Annotated in this window: 14 protein-coding genes and 1 pseudogene; 9 read left to right on the top strand and 6 right to left on the bottom strand. The window is 60.4% G+C overall.

All coding sequences use genetic code 11. The features are described from left to right. Positions 1-92 precede the first annotated feature (92 nt). The 5 genes from AC1DXO_RS08250 (at position 93) to AC1DXO_RS08230 (ending at position 5,353) form a co-directional block, all read left to right on the top strand. Positions 93-1,580, top strand: coding sequence for a class I SAM-dependent methyltransferase (locus AC1DXO_RS08250; protein ID WP_476977647.1), 1,488 nt, complete (start codon positions 93-95; stop codon positions 1,578-1,580). A 527-nt stretch (positions 1,581-2,107) separates the two neighbouring features. Continuing rightward, positions 2,108-3,340, top strand: coding sequence for a TadE/TadG family type IV pilus assembly protein (locus AC1DXO_RS08245; RefSeq protein WP_476977646.1), 1,233 nt, complete (start codon positions 2,108-2,110; stop codon positions 3,338-3,340). Positions 3,341-3,345: 5 nt separating this feature from the next. Beyond that, positions 3,346-3,792 (top strand): TadE/TadG family type IV pilus assembly protein, encoded by a 447-nt coding sequence (locus tag AC1DXO_RS08240; RefSeq protein WP_476977645.1) that lies wholly within the window; start codon positions 3,346-3,348, stop codon positions 3,790-3,792. Further along, on the top strand, positions 3,789-4,196 hold the full coding sequence (locus tag AC1DXO_RS08235) for a TadE/TadG family type IV pilus assembly protein (protein ID WP_476977644.1): 408 nt from the start codon (positions 3,789-3,791) through the stop codon (positions 4,194-4,196). Before AC1DXO_RS08240 ends, AC1DXO_RS08235 begins: the two co-directional genes overlap by 4 nt. A gap of 167 nt (positions 4,197-4,363) precedes the next feature. Continuing rightward, the gene (locus AC1DXO_RS08230; RefSeq protein WP_476977643.1) at positions 4,364-5,353 is read left to right on the top strand and encodes a tetratricopeptide repeat protein; all 990 of its coding nucleotides are present in this window, start codon (positions 4,364-4,366) and stop codon (positions 5,351-5,353) included. 175 nt (positions 5,354-5,528) lie between these two features. Here the strand turns inward: AC1DXO_RS08230 and AC1DXO_RS08225 are convergent, their stop codons facing one another. From AC1DXO_RS08225 to AC1DXO_RS08215, 3 genes are all read right to left on the bottom strand, one after another. Next, on the bottom strand, positions 5,529-7,328 hold the full coding sequence (locus AC1DXO_RS08225) for an IlvD/Edd family dehydratase (RefSeq protein ID WP_476977642.1): 1,800 nt from the start codon (positions 7,326-7,328) through the stop codon (positions 5,529-5,531). A gap of 14 nt (positions 7,329-7,342) precedes the next feature. Continuing rightward, entirely contained in the window at positions 7,343-8,551 is a 1,209-nt protein-coding gene (locus tag AC1DXO_RS08220) for an aldose epimerase family protein (RefSeq protein ID WP_476977641.1), read from the bottom strand. Between the two features lie 242 nt (positions 8,552-8,793). Continuing rightward, a complete protein-coding gene (locus AC1DXO_RS08215; protein ID WP_476977640.1) occupies positions 8,794-9,489 on the bottom strand; it encodes a FadR/GntR family transcriptional regulator in 696 nt (231 codons plus the stop codon). Positions 9,490-9,723: 234 nt separating this feature from the next. Between AC1DXO_RS08215 and araD1 the strand changes: the two genes are divergently transcribed. Next, positions 9,724-10,737: an AraD1 family protein gene (gene araD1, locus AC1DXO_RS08210; RefSeq protein WP_476977639.1), complete on the top strand. Its 1,014-nt coding sequence runs from the start codon at positions 9,724-9,726 to the stop codon at positions 10,735-10,737. Here the strand turns inward: araD1 and AC1DXO_RS08205 are convergent, their stop codons facing one another. The 3 genes from AC1DXO_RS08205 to miaA all read right to left on the bottom strand — a co-directional run bounded on the left by AC1DXO_RS08205 (position 10,738) and on the right by miaA (position 15,773). After that, entirely contained in the window at positions 10,738-12,720 is a 1,983-nt protein-coding gene (locus tag AC1DXO_RS08205) for an alpha/beta hydrolase family protein (RefSeq protein WP_476977638.1), read from the bottom strand. Between the two features lie 53 nt (positions 12,721-12,773). Further along, entirely contained in the window at positions 12,774-14,822 is a 2,049-nt protein-coding gene (locus AC1DXO_RS08200; RefSeq protein WP_476977637.1) for an alpha/beta hydrolase family protein, read from the bottom strand. An 84-nt stretch (positions 14,823-14,906) separates the two neighbouring features. Next, positions 14,907-15,773, bottom strand: a complete 867-nt coding sequence (gene miaA / locus AC1DXO_RS08195; RefSeq protein WP_476977636.1) for a tRNA (adenosine(37)-N6)-dimethylallyltransferase MiaA — start codon at positions 15,771-15,773, stop codon at positions 14,907-14,909. 70 nt (positions 15,774-15,843) lie between these two features. On the opposite strand from miaA, the gene AC1DXO_RS08190 reads away from it, so the two are divergent. From AC1DXO_RS08190 to AC1DXO_RS08180, 3 genes and pseudogenes are all read left to right on the top strand, one after another. After that, a complete protein-coding gene (locus tag AC1DXO_RS08190) occupies positions 15,844-16,953 on the top strand; it encodes an Mrp/NBP35 family ATP-binding protein (RefSeq protein WP_476977635.1) in 1,110 nt (369 codons plus the stop codon). A 79-nt stretch (positions 16,954-17,032) separates the two neighbouring features. Beyond that, positions 17,033-17,290, top strand: a complete 258-nt coding sequence (locus tag AC1DXO_RS08185) for a FitA-like ribbon-helix-helix domain-containing protein (protein ID WP_476977634.1) — start codon at positions 17,033-17,035, stop codon at positions 17,288-17,290. A gap of 216 nt (positions 17,291-17,506) precedes the next feature. Next, positions 17,507-17,658: pseudogene (locus AC1DXO_RS08180) on the top strand (IS630-like element ISAli3 family transposase); the annotation flags it as partial.

Genomic DNA, 17,658 nt, shown 5'->3' with positions numbered 1-17,658 from the left:
GTTCGTCAGCCCCGTTTACGGGGAGGGGGCATGACGGTCTTTCAGTAGAGTATTGATTCAGGGGCGTTTATTCGTCGCGAAGGGAGCCTACTTTGTCCGAAGAAACCTGGACCGGCGGATATATCGTCGACGTCGAATACACGCACGGCTTCTATCCCGACCTGTCGCCGCTTAACCTGGTTATGGCCGCGACCCTGGCCGGGCGCCGCGGGATCGATCCCGACGGCGACTTCACCTATCTCGAACTGGGTTGCGGCAACGGCTTTTCGACCGCGCTGCTGGCCGCCGCCCATCCCCATGGCCAGTTCTGGGCCAACGACTTCAACCCGACCCATATCCTGAACGCCCGCGCTACCGCCGATGCCGCCCAGCTTGGCAATGTCAACTTCCTCGAAGCCAGTTTCGAAGACCTGTCGCAGGCCGACTTGCCTGAGTTCGACATTATTACGATGCATGGCATCTGGTCGTGGGTCAGCGCCGAGAACCGGCACTATATTGTCGACCTGATCCGCCGCCGCCTCAAGCCCGGCGGATTGGTCTATGTCAGCTACAACTGCCTGCCAGGCTGGTCGCGCGCCGCTCCGCTGCGCCGCCTGATGAAGTTGGGCATCACCAATCCGTCCGCGCCCGCCGATGCCCGCGTCGACCAGGCCGTGGCCTATGCCCGCGCCATGCGTGACGCCGGCGCCGCTTTCTTTGCCGGCCCGACACCGGTCGGCGCCATTCTCGAGCATATCGCCAAGGATAACCGCGCCTATATCGCCCACGAATATCTCAACGACAGCTGGTCGCTGTTTTATCACGACGAAGTCGCCGACGCCCTGGCGCCCGCCAAACTCGGCTATATCGCCCAGGGCCGCCTCATTGATGGCTTCGATCAGTTCAACTTTACAGCCAAACAGCGCACCATGCTGACCGGCCCTGATGTTCCTGCGGCAAGCGAGCTTGCGCGCGATTTCCTGCTCGACCGTCGTTTCCGCCGTGACCTCTACGGCCGCGGTGCGCCCAACCTGACGCCAGCCGAGGGTGCGCAGTGGATGGGCGGGCGACGCTTCGCCCTGTCGCGCCTGCGCAGCGCCTGTCCGCTTAAGATCAAGCGGCCGGGCGGCCAGTTCGACCTGACGCCGCACGTCTTCAACGGAGTTCTCGACGCCCTGGTCTCAGGTCCCGCGACCCTGGCGGAATTGGCCGCCAGACCCGCCTTGGCGAAGCTCGAACCGCGCCATATCGAACAGGCTTTGGGTGTCTTGTGCGCGCTCGACTATGTCCAGCCCGCCCTGGCCGCGACTGGCGATGCGTTGCGTAAGGTATCGACCGACCGCTTCAATGCCGCGGCCCTGCGTTCGGCGGCTGCCGGTCGCGCTGTCGCCGCGCTGGCCTCGCCGGTGACGGGCACGGGCATACTGGTGCCGCCGGCCGAGCAGGCATTCCTTGCCGCGATCGTGGCAGGCCAGTCCGTGGAAACTGTGGTAGCAACCCTGGCGCCCAGTTCCGAAGCCGACCAGGCGGCCTTGCGTACCCGCGCCCAAAATTTCGCGCGCGAAGGCATAGGCGTGCTCAAGGCGCTGCAGGTTATATGAAGTCTTTCCGTCGATCAGACTTACGGCCTGCGCGCGCGGCTACCTTACGACTGCCGCCGGCCCAGGTAAGTGTGGCATATTGTTGCTTGGCTTTACAAAGACGGTCCACGGATTATGCCGTACCCGGACGATAGGCCCCAACTCAGTCCGCTCTCCTGTCTGGAGAATTTTTTACGTTTCTTAACGGATATCAACCGTATTTGTTAAGACGTGTGAAATTTTCGAGGCGTAACCGTTAACACGGTAGGGACAGATTAAGAAAGCCAGCGACGCTCTTCCAGCCATGGAACCGCGTCGACGGCTCTGCGGCGAAGCCTTTCGCCATCCGGGGCAATTTACAAACGACAACCGCCAACCGCGCGGCTGTCCAGGCCCGGCGGATGACGTGTCTTCACGCAGCGCCAGGCTTCCTTTATCCGCCCCTGCACCCTGAAACGCGATCCGATATGGCGGAGGCATGCCTTGCCCCGCCGCCTGCCGGCTTGCGTCCGAACTATCAAGTCTTTCAATGACGGCGGGTGTTCAATATGGCGAGAAGGTCTCATTTTTCTCTCAAGCGCGGCTTCCTGCGGGACTGTTCCGGAAACGTCGCTATCCTGTTTGCCTTCGGTCTTCCGGTCGTGGCGGGTGGGGCGGCGTTCGGGCTGGAAACCGGTATCTGGTATCTCGATCAGTCCAAGCTGCAGCAGGCGGCCGATGCTGCGGCCTATGCCGCCGGCCTCGAAAACCGGATGGGCAGCTCGTCCTCGGTCATGTCAGCGGCTGCCCAGGCCGCGGCCATCAGCAACGGCTACGACAGCACGACCGACACCCTGGCCCTGGTGTCGCCGGCCGTCATCAACGGCGTCGCCAACGCCAATGCGACCTCGGTCGTCCTGACCCGGCGCGAACCGCGCTTCTTTTCCCAGGTCTTCGACGACAGCACCATCACCATCCGGGCGGCGGCGCTGGCCAATTTCGCGACGGCGGCCAATGCCTGCATCCTGGCGCTGGACCCCTCGGCTACCAAGGCCGTCTATTTCTCCGGCAATTCTCATATCGGCTTTGTCGGCTGCAATGTGATGGCCAATTCGGTATCTGCGTCGTCAATCTATAGCCAAGGCTCGACCCAGGTCTCGGTGCCCTGCCTGATGACGGTCGGCGGCGTGTCATTGAACGCGCCCGTGACCCAGACGGCGTGCGCTGCCGCCATGACTCAATTACCGCCTGTCGCCGATCCGTTCCGCACGGTACCGGAACCGATCGTTACCGGCAGTTGCCAGAACAGCAACGGCAACAATCTCCAGCCTGGCCGTTATTGCAACGGCCTGACCCTGCAGAATTCCGTCAATCTGAAGCCGGGTGTCTTCATCATCGACGGCGGCACGCTCAAGATGAACGCCAATGCCAATGTCAGCGGCAGTGGCGTAACCATCGTGCTGGCCAACAATGCCGGGGTCAGCCTGAACGGCAATGCCACCATGAACCTGTCGGCGCCGACCACAGGCACCTACAAAGGCTTGTTGTTCTTCGGCAGCCGCAAAAATTCGACCTCGACCGCCGTTACCCTGAACGGGACAGCGAGCTCGGTCATGACCGGCGCCATCTATTTTTCGAAACAGAACGTCTCGTACCTGGGCAATTTCCAGGGCGCCAACGGCTGCACCCAGGTTGTTGCCCGTACCATCGACTGGAGCGGAAATACCAACCTGGCCGTGAATTGTACGAATTACGGGATGAGTCCTCTTCCCGTCGGTGGCGTTGTCAAGCTTGCGGAGTAAAGATCATGAAGCGAATCAAGGGATTGTCACCCGTGTCGGCTTTGCGAACAGCGTGGAAAAACCAGAGCGGCGCCGCCATTGTCGAATTCGCCCTGTTGACACCGATCTTGTTGGGCGTCGTGGCCGGCGTTGCGGACTTCTCGTCCGTCATCCAGCAGGAACGCGCCATGCGTGCGGGTGTCAGCAGTGCCGCCCAATATATCATGGGCGGCGGCACCAGTCTGGACGCCGCACGCCAGGTCGGCCTTATCGCCTGGGCGTCTCACGCCAATAACGCAACCGTCACGACCGCCAAGATGTGTTATTGCAATTCCGTGGTCGGCGATTGCACGACCCTGTGCCCCGACCAGACCCTGCCCAAGGCCTATATCACGATCGTCGCCACTCAGCCCTACGATGGCTGGTATGTCGACACGTCCCTGACCGCTCAGCAGGAGGTCCGGATTCGGTGAAGAAGCTTTGCCTCAAGCTGTGGCGGGATGAAAAAGGCGCAAACGCGCTGGAATTCGCCCTGATTTCGCCGGTCATGATCATTGCGCTGATCGGTATCTTCAACATAGGTTACGCCATCCATTGCGGCGGGTCCGTGCGCAACGCCATGGAGCGATCGTCGCGCACGCTGATCGCCAATCCGTCGGCCACGGCAGCCACATTGAAGACCAAGGCCTTGACCATGCTGTCGACCGTGCCTGTGGAAAACCTGGCGGTTACGGTGACAACCGAGACCGTCACCGGCCAGGTTCAGGTCAAACGCGTCGCCTGGACGTATGATTTCATGTTGTGGATACCGCTGCTGGACGACCATAGCCTGGCCATGGGCTCGAGCGTGGTCGTGCCACTGGCCACAACGACTTAGCACATAGGCAGATCCATATGAATGTCGCTGCGCTTTCGGCAGGTATTGCGCCGGTAGGCACCTCTTAAGGCGCGTCGCGCAGTCGTTCGCCTTTCTTGCCGCCAGCGCTTGAACGTCGCCTCCCATTCCGATATCGCTTCTCAACGGAGTCTTTTGGGGGCGGCTGCATGGAAGCGGGAGACTATATCTACCTTAAGGATCGCGACGATACGTATCAGGTTTGCCGGATATTGCGCCTCGATCCGGAGACGGATACAGCGCATGTCACCTCGTTTGCGGCGACAGAGCGCAAGCCGTCGCAGGAATCACTCAACGACTTGCGGGCCACAATTCTGCATGCGCCAGTCATGGCGTCCTCGTTCACCAATTGGACCACCTTTGCAAAACGGCCTGTGACAGACCAAGACCTGCGCGGATTCCAGGAATACCTGAAACATACGGATTTCAGCCGTTACGCGCAGGAGACGGATCAGGATATCGACCAAATTGTCGCGGAGGCAAACCGCCTTTATTTGGAAGGCCTCGATCTCACGAGCAAAAATGACAATTACCGCGAAGGGATCGAAAAATATCATCAGGCGTTCGAATTGTTCCCATCCTTTTTCGAAGCCAAGGACAACGAGGCCTTCTGCTACATGTCCCTTGGCGAATTCGCGGCAGCTGTCGGTTGTTTCGAAGACTCCATTGCCTGCAATGGCCACACGCTGCTCACTGACTTTTCAATCGGCGAATGCTTTTTCAAACTGAAAGCGTTCGAGCAGGCTCACCCGTGGTTCGTCCGCGCCAGCCAACACGGCGATATCGAGCCGAAGACCTTGAAGGTGCTGAACGATTATATCCACGCGATAGAAGTCGCTATCGGGCAGGGACGGACTGCGCAAGACGCGCCGATACCCGGGCAACAGCTGAAACGGCCTCCCGGAACATCTAACATCCTGATGGCTTTGGGCTGTGGCGCGGTGATGGGCTTCGTGGCTGGCGCCTTGGTCCTCTACATTGGCTTCCGCGAAAACAGCCAGGGTGAGTACTACGATCCTGTCACCGGTGCCGTCGATATTCCCTATGCCCTTATCAACTTCATGCTGCCTTTTGTCCTGGTGACACTTGGCGGCTTCGCGCTGGCCTTCTTCCTGCTCCGCCAGTTTCGCAGGCCCTGACACGAATGGGCGGCGGATTACGGTGAGAGGGTAATTGTATGTTGTTGGCAGGCCGCCATAGAGGCCAATACGCGTAACCCGCCGCTCAAACCGCAATTCCGGCTAATGCGCCCACGCCAAGGGGCGCTTGGCCGGAAGGGAAGGCTCGTGGGGCCTTGGCCCCACACCCCGTTTGTTAGTGATTATCTCGCGGCAGGCCCATGGTCTGGGCGATCCGCTGGAACGGGACGGCGTCTTCCAGGCAGGCGCCCGTGCCCATCTGGCCGACCGAGGCACGCTGCATCGCCTGCCACGGCGTTTGGCTCTTTGGATACTGATACCCGCCCGTCGCTTCCAGGGCCACACGGCGGACGCTCAGTTCCTCATCCGAGATCAGCACATTGACCGTATTCTTGTTGAGGTCGACCCGCACCTTGTCACCGCTTTTCAACAGGGCCAGGTTACCACCCGCCGCCGCTTCCGGTGATGCGTTGAGGATCGACGGAGATCCCGACGTTCCCGACTGCCGCCCATCGCCGATACAGGCCAGGCTGGAAATGCCGCGTTTGATCAGATAGGTCGGCGCCCGCATATTGACCACTTCGGCCGCGCCCGGATAACCAATCGGACCGGCGCCGCGCATGAACAGGATGCAGTGCTCGTCGATCCCCAGGCTTTCGTCGTCGATACGGCTATGATAATCCTCCGGCCCGTCAAACACGACGGCGCGGCCGACAAAGGCCTCCGGGTCGTCAGGATTGCTGAGATAGCGCTGGCGGAATTCCGGCGCGATGACGCTGACCTTCATGACGGCGGAATCGAACAGATTGCCCGACAGGACGCGGAAGCCGGCGCGTTCCTTCAAAGGCTGGTCGAACGGCCGGATCACGCGTTCATCTTCGGTCACGGCATCGCGGCAATTGTCGCCGATCGACTTGCCGGTGCATGTCAGGGCGCTCTCATTGATAAGGCCGTGATTCATCAATTGCTTCACGACGGCTGGGACGCCGCCGGCATGGTGATAGTCTTCGCCGAGATATTCGCCGGCCGGCATCAGGTTGACGATCAGCGGCACTTCTTCGCCGTATTGCTGCCACTCCTCGACCTGAAGATCGACGCCGATATGGCGCGCCAGGGCATTGAGATGGATCGGCGCATTGGTCGATCCGCCGATCGCCGAATTGACGCGGATGGCGTTGATAAAAGCGTCCTTGGTCAGGATATCCGACGGCTTCAGGTCCTCATGGACCATGTCGACGATCCGCTTGCCGGTGCGCCAGGCGCATTCCTGGCGGTCGCGATGCGGCGCTGGGATGGCGGCCGAATAGGGGAGTTGCATGCCTAAAGCTTCGGCCAGCGAGTTCATGGTCGTCGCCGTGCCCATGGTGTTGCAATAGCCGGTCGATGGCGCCGACGACGCCACCAGCTTGATAAAGCCCTGGTAATCGATCTCGCCTGCGGCCAGCAGTTCGCGCGCCTTCCAGACTATGGTGCCCGAACCCGTGCGCTCGCCCTTGTACCAGCCGTTCAGCATGGGGCCGACCGACAGGGCGATGGCGGGGATGTTGACCGTCGCCGCCGCCATCAAACAGGCCGGCGTGGTCTTGTCGCAGCCGATGGTCAGCACCACACCATCGAGCGGATAGCCGTAGAGGATCTCGACCAGACCTATATAGGCCAGGTTGCGGTCGAGACCCGCCGTCGGACGCTTGCCGGTTTCCTGGATCGGGTGGACCGGAAACTCCAAAGGGATACCCCCGGCCTCGATAATGCCTGCCCGGATGCGATCAGCCAGCACCAGGTGATGCCGGTTGCAGGGCGAAAGGTCCGACCCCGTTTGCGCAATGCCGATAATCGGCTTGCCGGATTGCAATTCCTCCAGCGACAAGCCGAAGTTCATGTAACGCTCCAGATAGAGCGCCGTCATGTCGGCATTATGCGGATTGTCGAACCAGGCGCGCGAACGCAGTTTGGAGGCAGGCTTATCAGAGGACATAGGCTCTTTGAACTTTATTGTACGGTGTAGAAGTGTTCGACCGTGGTCGAGGTGTAGGTTTGACCCGGATCCAGGCGCGTCGTCGGGAATTGCGGCTGGTTCGGGCTGTCGGGATAGTGCTGGGTCTCGAAGGCCACAGCCTGATACTTGACCAGCTTCTGGCCGCCCTTGCCGGCAATGGTGCCGTCGAGGAAGTTGCCGGTATATACCTGCACGCCGGGCTCGGTGGTCGCAATCGTCATGGCGCGGCCCGACACCTTGTCTTCCAGAGTGACGGCCAACTTCGGCGTTGCGGTCAGGCCGCCACGCAGGACGTAGTTATGGTCGATGCCCTGGTTGCCGATGACGATCTGCGGATCCTTGGAGGTCAGGCGTTCGCTGATCAGGGCCGGGGTGGTGAAGTCGAACGGCGTGCCCTTGACGGCCAGTTCCTTACCCGTCGGGATCAGGGTGGCGTCGACCGGCGTAATGGCGTCGGATTCGATCGTAAGATAAGCGTCCTGGGCCGAACGGGTGGCCGGAATGCCGCCCAGATTGTAGAGGCCATGATTGGTCATGTTGATGACCGTCGGCTTGTCGGTCGTCGCCTTGTAGCTGATCGTCAGGTCGTTTTTGTCGTTCAGGTCGAAGGTCACTTCGGCATTGACTGTGCCGGGATAGCCTTCCTCACCGTCGGGCGAGGTATAGGCAAAGGTCACCGAGGCGTCGCTGCCGCCGGTCTTGACGTCCTTAATGGTCCAGACGCGCTTGTCCCAGCCCTTGACGCCGCCATGCAGCGCGTTCGGCGTGTTGTTGATCGCCAGGGTATATTGTTTGCCGTCCAGCGAGAAATGGCCCTTGGCGATACGGTTGGCGTACCGGCCGACGGTCACATTGGTATAGTTCGGCGTCTTTTCGAAGCCTTCGATCGAGTCGTAGCCGATCACGATGTCCTCGGCCTTTCCGTTGCGGTCAGGGACCAGCAGGCTCTGCATGGTGGCGCCGTAGGTGATGAAGCGGGCGACCACGCCCTTGCCGTTCTTCAACTCGACCATTTCGATCTTGGTGCCGTCGCTCAAGCTACCCCAGTCGGAACGCGTCGCGGTCACGCCGACGGCCGCATCGGCCTTCGGTACAGCCGGCTTTTCGCAGCCGGTAATCGACAGTGTCGTGCCGAGGGCCAAACCCAGGCCGGCAACCAGCACCCATCGTTTTGTCGCCCACTTGTTTGTCAATCTCATCATGTCATCTCTCCTGTGACCGCCGGCTTTCTGTGCGCCTGGCGCGTGCGTCTATGCATAACCCGTCATAACCGCCTGTATAAAGTCAGACAATACTTAATCTATAAATCACACAAAATAAGACACGCATGAGGACCCCATACCGCCGTGAATCGCTGCTGAGGCTGCAAGGACACGTTCGAAAGCACGCAAAACGCGATTAGTTTCGAGTGTCGCCAGGTCTTCTTAGGTGAGACCAGCTCTTCTCAGGTGATAAACGTACGCAAGGTGTCGTCGTGCGCCATGCGGATCAGTGATTCCATGCACCACCGCGCGGCGCGTCCGTCCTTGGCCGCGACGGCCTCAAAGACGCGTTCATGGTCAGGCACCGGGTCGCGCGTCAGGGCATTGTGGCGTGCCTTATAGCGCGTCGTCCATGACACGGCCGCCTCGATCGACGAACTGAGACTGGCCAGGGCTTCATTGTCGGTCGCCTGGATCAGCGTGTGGTGAAAGTCGAGATCGGCGCGGCGTCCGGCTTCGGTCTGCAGTGTCTCGCGGCGCATGACGTCGAGCGCAACACGCATAAGTTCGACCTGTTCTTCGGTGCGGCGCGTTGCGGCCAGCTCGGCCGCGGCCGGTTCGGTGATCAGGCGCAGCTCGAACAGGGCCTTGATAAAATCCTGACTGGGTTCGGTTTCGAACATCCAGCCCAGCACTTCGGGGTCCAGCAGGTTCCACCGTGCGCGTTCGGTAACGCGTGTCCCGGTCTTGGGCCGGCTCTCGACCATGCCCTTTGCCGCCAGAATCCTGATGGCTTCGCGATAGGCCGAGCGCGAAATATCCAAGGTGCTCGATGATTCGATTTCGTTGGGCAGGATCTCGCCTGACTTGTACACACCGCGCAGGATATCGACACCCAGCCGGTGTGCCAGGGCGCCGTGCAGGCGGCCTTGATACATGAAATGATTCTGGCCACCTTCGCGCAGCGGACGTGCTCCGCTTATTTTCAGCCGCCGTGACATGGTCTTTACATCAAGCCCAGACTCAGGCCCAGACTCAGGTTTTGTAGGTTTTCTCATGCGCAACACATGACATTGAATTGTCTGTTTGACAAAGCCAATTTACAAGCTATTAGCGCGGCCTAAACTTGCAATTGTCTGAGTAAATACAAGATGCCTCGGAGAGAAAGTCCCATGTCTTTGCGTCCTATACATGCTTTGCGTCTTATACAGGTCACGACACCTTCAGGTCAGCGCCAGGTGCTGGCGGCGACCGGTGACGGCGAAGCCTCTGTCGTCTTGGGGGTGGCATCGACCTATGAACTGGCGCGGGCAGCGATTGCCGGTGGTATGTCTCTGGCCGATCAGGTTGCAAAGCAAGGCCTGGGCGACACGGTCGATGTCGGCATGGCGCTGGTCGAGGGCAGGGTGCTGTGCCCGATCGACCATCCCGACCCGTCGCATCTGCACGTGACAGGGACGGGGTTGACGCATCTGGGTTCGGCCGAGGGCCGCGACAAGATGCATAAGGCCGCCGCCGCCGCGGACACGCCGACCGATTCCATGCGCATGTTCCTGATGGGTGTTGCGGGCGGCAAGCCGGAACCCGGCACCGTGGGCGCGCAGCCGGAATGGTTCTACAAGGGCAATGGCAATACCCTGGTCGGGCCGGATGCAGCCCTGACCTCGCCCAGCTTTGCCGAGGATGGCGGCGAGGAGCCGGAAATGGCGGGCATCTACGTTATCGGCGACGACGGCCTGCCGTATCGTGTCGGCTTCGCCCTGGCCAATGAGTTTTCCGACCACGTGACCGAAAAACAGAACTATCTCTGGCTGGCCCATTCCAAACTGAGGCCGGCGTCCCTGGGCGTTGAAATCCTGACAGGCGATCTGCCGAAACACGTCCAGGGTACGTCGCGGATTTGGCGCGGCAATGATGTGATCTGGGAAAAGCCGTTTATCTCGGGCGAGGACAACATGTCGCATTCGCTCGACAATCTGGAACACCATCACTTCAAATATGCGCTGTTCCGCACACCGGGCGACGTCCACGTCCACTGTTTCGGCACGGCCACGGCGTCGTTTGCCGATGGTGTCAAGACGCAGGATGGCGACGTGTTCGAGATCACCGCCGACGCCTTCGAATTCGGCCTGCGCAACACCCTGGCCCAGGCGAGCGACGATACTGCCAAGGTCCGCATCCTGTAATCAGGCTGCCGGGTTATGTTTGTCGAGAAAGGCCAGGGCCTGTTTCATCATCTCGATACGGGCGGAGCCGATGGTTTCCCAATGGTCCTGGCCCTTATAGGTGACGAATTCGACCGGCTTGCCGGCCGCCTTCAGCGCTTTTTCCATGCGCTTGCTCTGGTCGATCGGTACGACGGTATCGTCGCTGCCGTGGATCAGCAGGATTGGGCAATAGGCCCTGGCCGCCTGTTTGGCCGGTGATATTTCGTCATAGGTCTTGGGATCGCCCAGAAACTGCTTCAGGTACAGGACCGTCGACGATTTGTTGCTGTCGTGATTGCTGGCCTCGAAACTGACCATGGCGTCCAGGTCGGATGCCCCGGCGATCGAGACGGCGCAACGATAAACGCCGGCATCGAGCGTGGCGCCCGCCAGGGCGGCGTAGCCGCCGTAGGATGCGCCAAGTATCGCCACGCGTTTGGCATCGACCGTCCCCTGCGAGACCAGCCAGCGGACACCGTCCGACAGGTCGGTCTGCATCTTGCGGCCCCATTCGCCGTGGCCCCTGGACACAAAGACCGGACCATATCCGGTTGAGCCACGAAAATTCGGTTGCAGGACGGCATAGCCGCGCGATGCCAGCACCTGAACCTGCCAGTCGAAGTCAATATAGTCGCGCGCCTGAGGTCCGCCGTGCGGCAGGACGATCAGGGGCAGGTTTTTCGCCGCCTTAAAGGGGGGCAGGGTGAGATAGCCGTGGATTTCCAGTCCGTCCGCCGCCGGATATTTGATGGCCGTCTTCTGGGTAATCCATTCCGGTGGCAGGTCGGGATAGTTCTCGGCCAGGACCTTGACATCGCCGGTTACGAAATCGGCAAACCAATAGGTGCCGGCATCCTCGCCGTTTTCCCCGTAGACGATCATCTTGCGGACGTCTTCGGCGTAGTCGGTGACGGTGTAGCGATAGTCATCGCCCATATAGGTTTTCAGGCCGTCCGTGACCTTCTTCATCAACGGGTCGAAATAGTCGTAGCTAAACCAGTCATCGTGGTGCGTGAAACCCGCCAGTCGGCCGGTCACGGGGTGAAACAGGGGCGAGCGCTGGCGATCGTCACCGCCGGGATCGAGGGCTCCGCCCATCGAGCCATCGGCCTTGATCTCGTGATATTCGCCGCTGTTCTCGCCGGTATTGAGCTTCAAGACCAGCGATGCGCCGTCGCGGCCGATTCCAACCACGTCGGGCGAATTCAGTGCGTCCTTGATCTTGTAGATCAGCTCATAATGCGGACGTTTATCGGCGGGAGCCGTGTTGAAGCGCAGGCGCCACTCCTTGGTCTTGTCGTCGAATTCGGAATAGCCATGAATACGGCCGTCTGGCGCCACCACCCAGCCTTCGGCGTTCTGGCTGACTTCATCCATCGCATGTCCGCGCGCTGAGGTCATGCCGAAGCTGTACAGGCACAAGGGGTAATCGCCGCTCATGCGATAGTTCGACGCCGTCACGCGATATTCGCCGTCGACCTTTATGCGCTTCAGATTGCCAACCACCATGCCGTAGAAGTTGTCTTCGTGGTCAAACAGGACTCTCATGTCGTGCGTGTCGAGGTTGATCCGTCGCGCGACCCGAAACTCGTGTTTGTAGCCGGCGAATTCACGCAGGGCCGTGGTCACGGAATTGACGAGAATGACGTTCATATTGTCGGCGAAGAACAGGTCGCGAATCTTGGCTGGCCCGATCGAACCGCCCGTCAGCACGGGATCGGCCGTTTTGAAGCGCACCAGAATCTTTTCGTCGCCCTTCTGGGTGACCAAGGCACATCTTTCACCGTCCGGCGACAGCGCGATCTCATCGACAAACGGCGATGCCGCGTAGACTTCGACCGGTGGCATGGGCGTTGTCGCTGTCGCGGGCGTCGCGTCGTCGGCACGTGCGCTGAGCGCGGCCAGATTGACAGCAGCGGTGGCACCACCCAGGCGAAAGAGCGCGCGTCGATTCAGTTTCATCTTTTCCCCCGTCAACCGGCGTCTTAAACGCCTTCTGTCCGTTCCCTGGCCGATTATGCCGGATTATGCTTAGCGAGGAAGGTCAGGGCATCCTTCATCATCTGCACACGCGCGGGTCCCACCGTTTCCCAGTGGTCCTGACCCTTGTAAGTGATCAGTTCAACCGACTTTCCAGCGGATTTCATGGCGCTTTCCATCCTCTGGCTTTGCGATATGGGAACGACCGTATCGTCGGTACCGTGGATCAGCAGCAAGGGGCAGTAGGCCTTGCCGGCCTGACGGGCCGGTGAAACATCGGCCCAACCGGCCTTGTCGCCCATGAATCGCTTCCAGTACTGAACACCCGTCCCATTGTCGTTGCCGGTTTTGTTATCTTCCCACTGCACCAAATCTTCGAGATCGGAAACACCGGCGATGGCGACCGAACAGTTATAGACGCCCTGATCGAGTGTCGCGCCCGCCATGGCGGCATAACCTCCGTAGGACGCGCCCAGGATAGCAACGCGCTTGGGATCGACCATGCCCTTGGACACCAGATAACGCACACCGTCAGACAGGTCGGTCTGCATCTTGCGTCCCCACTGGCCGTGGCCGGCGGCGACAAAGTCCTGGCCGTAGCCATCCGACCCACGGAAATTGGGCTGAAGCACGGCGTAACCGCGTGACGCCAGGACCTGGGTCTGCCAGTCGAAATCGACAAAGTCGCGCGCTTCAGGCCCGCCGTGCGGGAGGACGATCAAAGGCAGGTTCGTCGCAGCCTTGAACGGTGGCAGGGTCAGATAGCCGGGGATCGTCAGACCGTCGGCGGCAGGATAGCTGATGGCCTGTTTTTGGGTAATCCATTCGACCGGAATGTCCGGATAGTCGGCGCCCAACATAGAACCATCGCCGGTGGTTAGGTCGATGAAATAATAGCTGCCGGCATCGTCCGCGCCTTCGATATAGGCGATCAACTTGCGCGGATCCTCAGCATAGCTTTCGACGCTGATACGGTAGTCTTCGCCGAGAACCTTTGGCAGCGCGTCTTCGATCGCTTTCATGCCGGGGTCGAACCAGTCGAAGATACGCTTGTCATCAACCCGCCCAAAACCCGCCAGACGGAAGGTTGTCGGATGGAACAACGGGAAATGTACGCCGGCGGTCTTGGGATTTAGGGGTTCGCTCAGAACGCCCGTGGCGGAAATTTCGTGATAGGTGCCGTCGTCCTTGTCGCCCTGTCTAACGTGAATAATGACGGAATTGCCGTCCCTGCCCAGACCGATCAGCGTGGGACGATTGAGCACCTCGCCTTTCGTGCGGTAGACAACGCTGAACTTCTGCTTTTTCTGCGCCAGGGCGCTGTTAAAAGCGAGACTCCATTCCTTGGTCAGTTCTTCGAACACCGACATGGCCACAACGCCACCGTCCGGCGTTACAACAAAGTCTTCGGTGTCGTTGCTTCCCTTGGTCATCAATTCGCCGATTGTACTATTCATCTTGAAGTTGAACAGGCAGAGCTCGGCGTCGTTTGACAGGTGGAAGTTGGACGCCGTGACGCGGTACTGGCCGTCGACCTTGATGCGTTTGATCGGACCGAACACGATACGATAAAAACCGTTGGTCGTTGCCCGGCCGATCATCGATCCGGTGGAGGCGGCGATATCCGGTTGGTTCGTAAAAAAGACTTTTACGTCCCCGGTCGTCGCGTCGATGCTCTGCGCCGCGTACAATTCCTGCTTTTGCGAGGCGAACCTTTCCAGGTGTTCGGTCGAGGAATCGACCAATATGACGTGGTCATTGTCGCCCCAGAAGACGTCGCGAACTTTATCGGCACCCAGTGAAACACGGGTCTGTGCCTCCTGGCCAATCGTGAAAATAACCAGAACCTTCTTGCCGCCGTCGTCAACCACACTGCCGTCACGCATGACGGACGCGACGCGCTTGCCGTCGGGAGACAGGGCAATGTGTTGTATGGCTGCCGGCCGACTGAATGACTCGACGGAGGGCACGAGCGTCGTCGCTACACCGGCTTGTGCGCGCGCTATCCGCGGCATGACGAAATTGCACAGCAAGGCTGCGCTGGACACGCCGAAAAACATACGACGGCTGAAATTCGATATCATTGAGACCACCCCCAAAAGCAACACTGGCAAAGATGCTAATCTCTTGAAACGAGATTGGCAAATCCTGTTGCAGCGAAAAGCGGTTCAGTTCGCGGAAAACTGGTTTCGAAACCACGTCATCTGGCGTTTGGCATAGTTGCGCGTCATCTGGCGCGCCTGGGCCAGGGCCGCTTCGAGCGTCATCTTACCGCTCAAATGGGCGGCAAATTCGCGCAGGCCGAGGACGCGGTTGATCGGCCAGGCATCCTCTAGGCCGCGCTGGATCAGGTCGCGCACCTCGTCGAGCGCGCCCATGTCCAGCATGATCTGCAGGCGGGCATCGCAGCGGGCGTAAAGCTCCGCGCGGTCGGGATACAAAATTTCCAGATCGTAGGAACTATCGACAAGGGCTGGCTTTGTAAGGCCTTGCCAGGTGGTGAGCGGCGTACCGGTTTCGAGAAAGACTTCATAGGCCCGCGTCAGGCGCTGGCGATCGTTCGGGGAAATCCGTAGGGCGGCTTCCGGGTCATGGAGCGCAAGTTTGTTGCGGAAGGCGTGTTCACCGAGCGTCTCATAGGCCTCACGCGCGTCGCGGCGGGCGATGTCGCCGATCTCGGGGATCTCGGCCAGGCCATAGACCAGGCTGTTGAAATAGAGACCCGTGCCGCCGACGACGCAGACCGGCCGGCCGCCTTTCAACGCCGCATCGAGATAGGAGCGGGCTGCGCGCAGCCAGTCGCCGGCCGACCACAGGACGTCGGGCGCCAAATGACCGTAGAGGACGTGATCAGCCCGGGTTTCGTCCGCGGCCGAGGGGCGAGCGGTCAGCAGGGGCACGTCGGCATAGAGCTGCATCGAATCAGCGTTGAGGATCAGCCCACCTGTGCGCTCGGCCCAGTCCAGGGCGCGCGCCGACTTGCCCGACGCGGTCGGTCCGGCGAGAAGGAAGATCGGCTTGGAGGATTTGGACATTTTGGGCTTTAAAGCGACGGACATAGCGCCTATGTGAACGCCCTCTTAGCGATTTATAAAAGGCCCGTCCATGCTCGACCGTCACCAGGTGCTGACAGCTCTTAACGCCATCTCCGACCCGATGACCGGGCAGGGGCTGAGCGATGCCGGCATGGTGCGGGCGCTGGTCGTGTCGCCCGACCGTGTCGGTTTCATGCTGGAAGTGCCGCAGGATCGTGTAACGCAATACGGCCCGGTGCGTGAGGCAGCGGAAAAGCTGTTGGCCGGCCTCGAAGGCGTGACCAAGGCGCAGGTGGTATTGACGGCCGAGTCGGAGTCCGCCCCTACAAGACCTGCTCAGGCCAAGCTGTCGCCCCAGGCGATCGACCAGGTGAAAAAGGCGGCACCCATTGCCCATGCCCGGCCCGACCACGTGAAATACGTTGTCGTGGTAGGTTCGGGCAAGGGCGGAGTCGGCAAGTCGACCGTGTCGCTGAGCCTGGCTTTGGGGCTTCATGCCCTGGGCCTGCGCACCGGTTTTCTCGATGCCGACATCTATGGGCCATCGGCGCCCGTCATGGTGGGTGTGCGCCGGCCGCCGGAATTCGGGCCGGACAAGCTGATGGTGCCGCTGGAAGCCTTCGGGCTGAAGGTCAATTCGGTCGGCTTCCTGGTTGATGCCGACCAGGCGATGATCTGGCGTGGGCCGATGGCGTCCCAGGCCCTGACGCAACTGCTGACCCAGACGCGCTGGGGCACGGAGGACGAACCGCTGGATGTGCTGGTGGTCGATTTGCCGCCCGGTACGGGTGACGTGCAACTGACCCTGACGCAAAAGACGCTGATCGACGGCGCGGTGATCGTTTCGACGCCTCAGGAAATGGCGCTAAGCGATGCGCGCCGGGCGGTGACCCTGTTCGGCAAGACGGGCGTCAAGGTGCTGGGCGTGGTCGAAAACATGGCCTTCTTCAAGGGGCCGGACGGGTCGGAGATCGAGATCTTTGGCCGCGGCGGGGCGCGCGGCCTGGCCGATGCGTCGAAGGTGCCGTTCCTGGGGGAGGTGCCCCTGGACCCAGCATTGCGCTTGGGCTGTGATGAGGGACGGCCGCTGACGGCACTGGAACCCGACGGTGACATGGCGCAGCGCTTCAAGGTCATGGCGCAGAAGGTGCTGGATGGGCTGGAGGCGGAGGGACGATAGAAGCCGCTGAAGGGCGATCGTCTTGCAGGCAAAGCTGGCGGCGTGATATAATCGCCGAAACGTCCTTTAGCGGAACGGAATGCCAACCCTGATTATTCATGATCTCGAAGATTCACTCGAAGTGCGGCTCAGGCTGCGCGCGGAGATGCACGGTCATGCTCTGGAAGAAGAAATTCGGGTCATTCTGCAAGCGGCCGTGAGCAGTATTGCAGGCTCTGATCTCTGGGCCGTGTCGCGGCAATTGTTTAGTGGGGATAACAGTATTGATCTGCCGTTGCTCGCGCGCGAGGTGGATCGTCCAGCGCCCGACTTCAATGAAGATGTGTATAAGGCGTGATTGTCTGACAGAGAAACTTATACATTCCTGAATTTCGAAGAAATTTGGGGAGGGGGACCGCCCGAGGCCGGCGAAACGAAGTGAAGCCGCGGCCGAAGGGTGGTGGTGGGGTTTCTTGCTTATACCAACGGCGATAGGCGGTGACTCTGGCTGGGGATTCCCTTTAGGCGCGGATTGTGATTCCTATGGTCATTGATTTGGCTGGAGGGTTTAGGCTTGTCGACATCGATTTTGATCACACGTCTGGATTTGGATGCTTCAGGTCTTCGTCAGGCGGCATCTCGAAGCCATGACGCTGATGCCGCCCGACGGATGCTTGCGCTGGCGCTTGTATTGGAAGGGCGAAGCCGCACGGAGGCTGCGACCAT

The organism is Asticcacaulis sp. P2_C5, from assembly GCF_056404555.1.
Note: the sequence above shows the minus strand (reverse complement) of the source record. Positions and strands in the feature narration are given on the sequence as shown.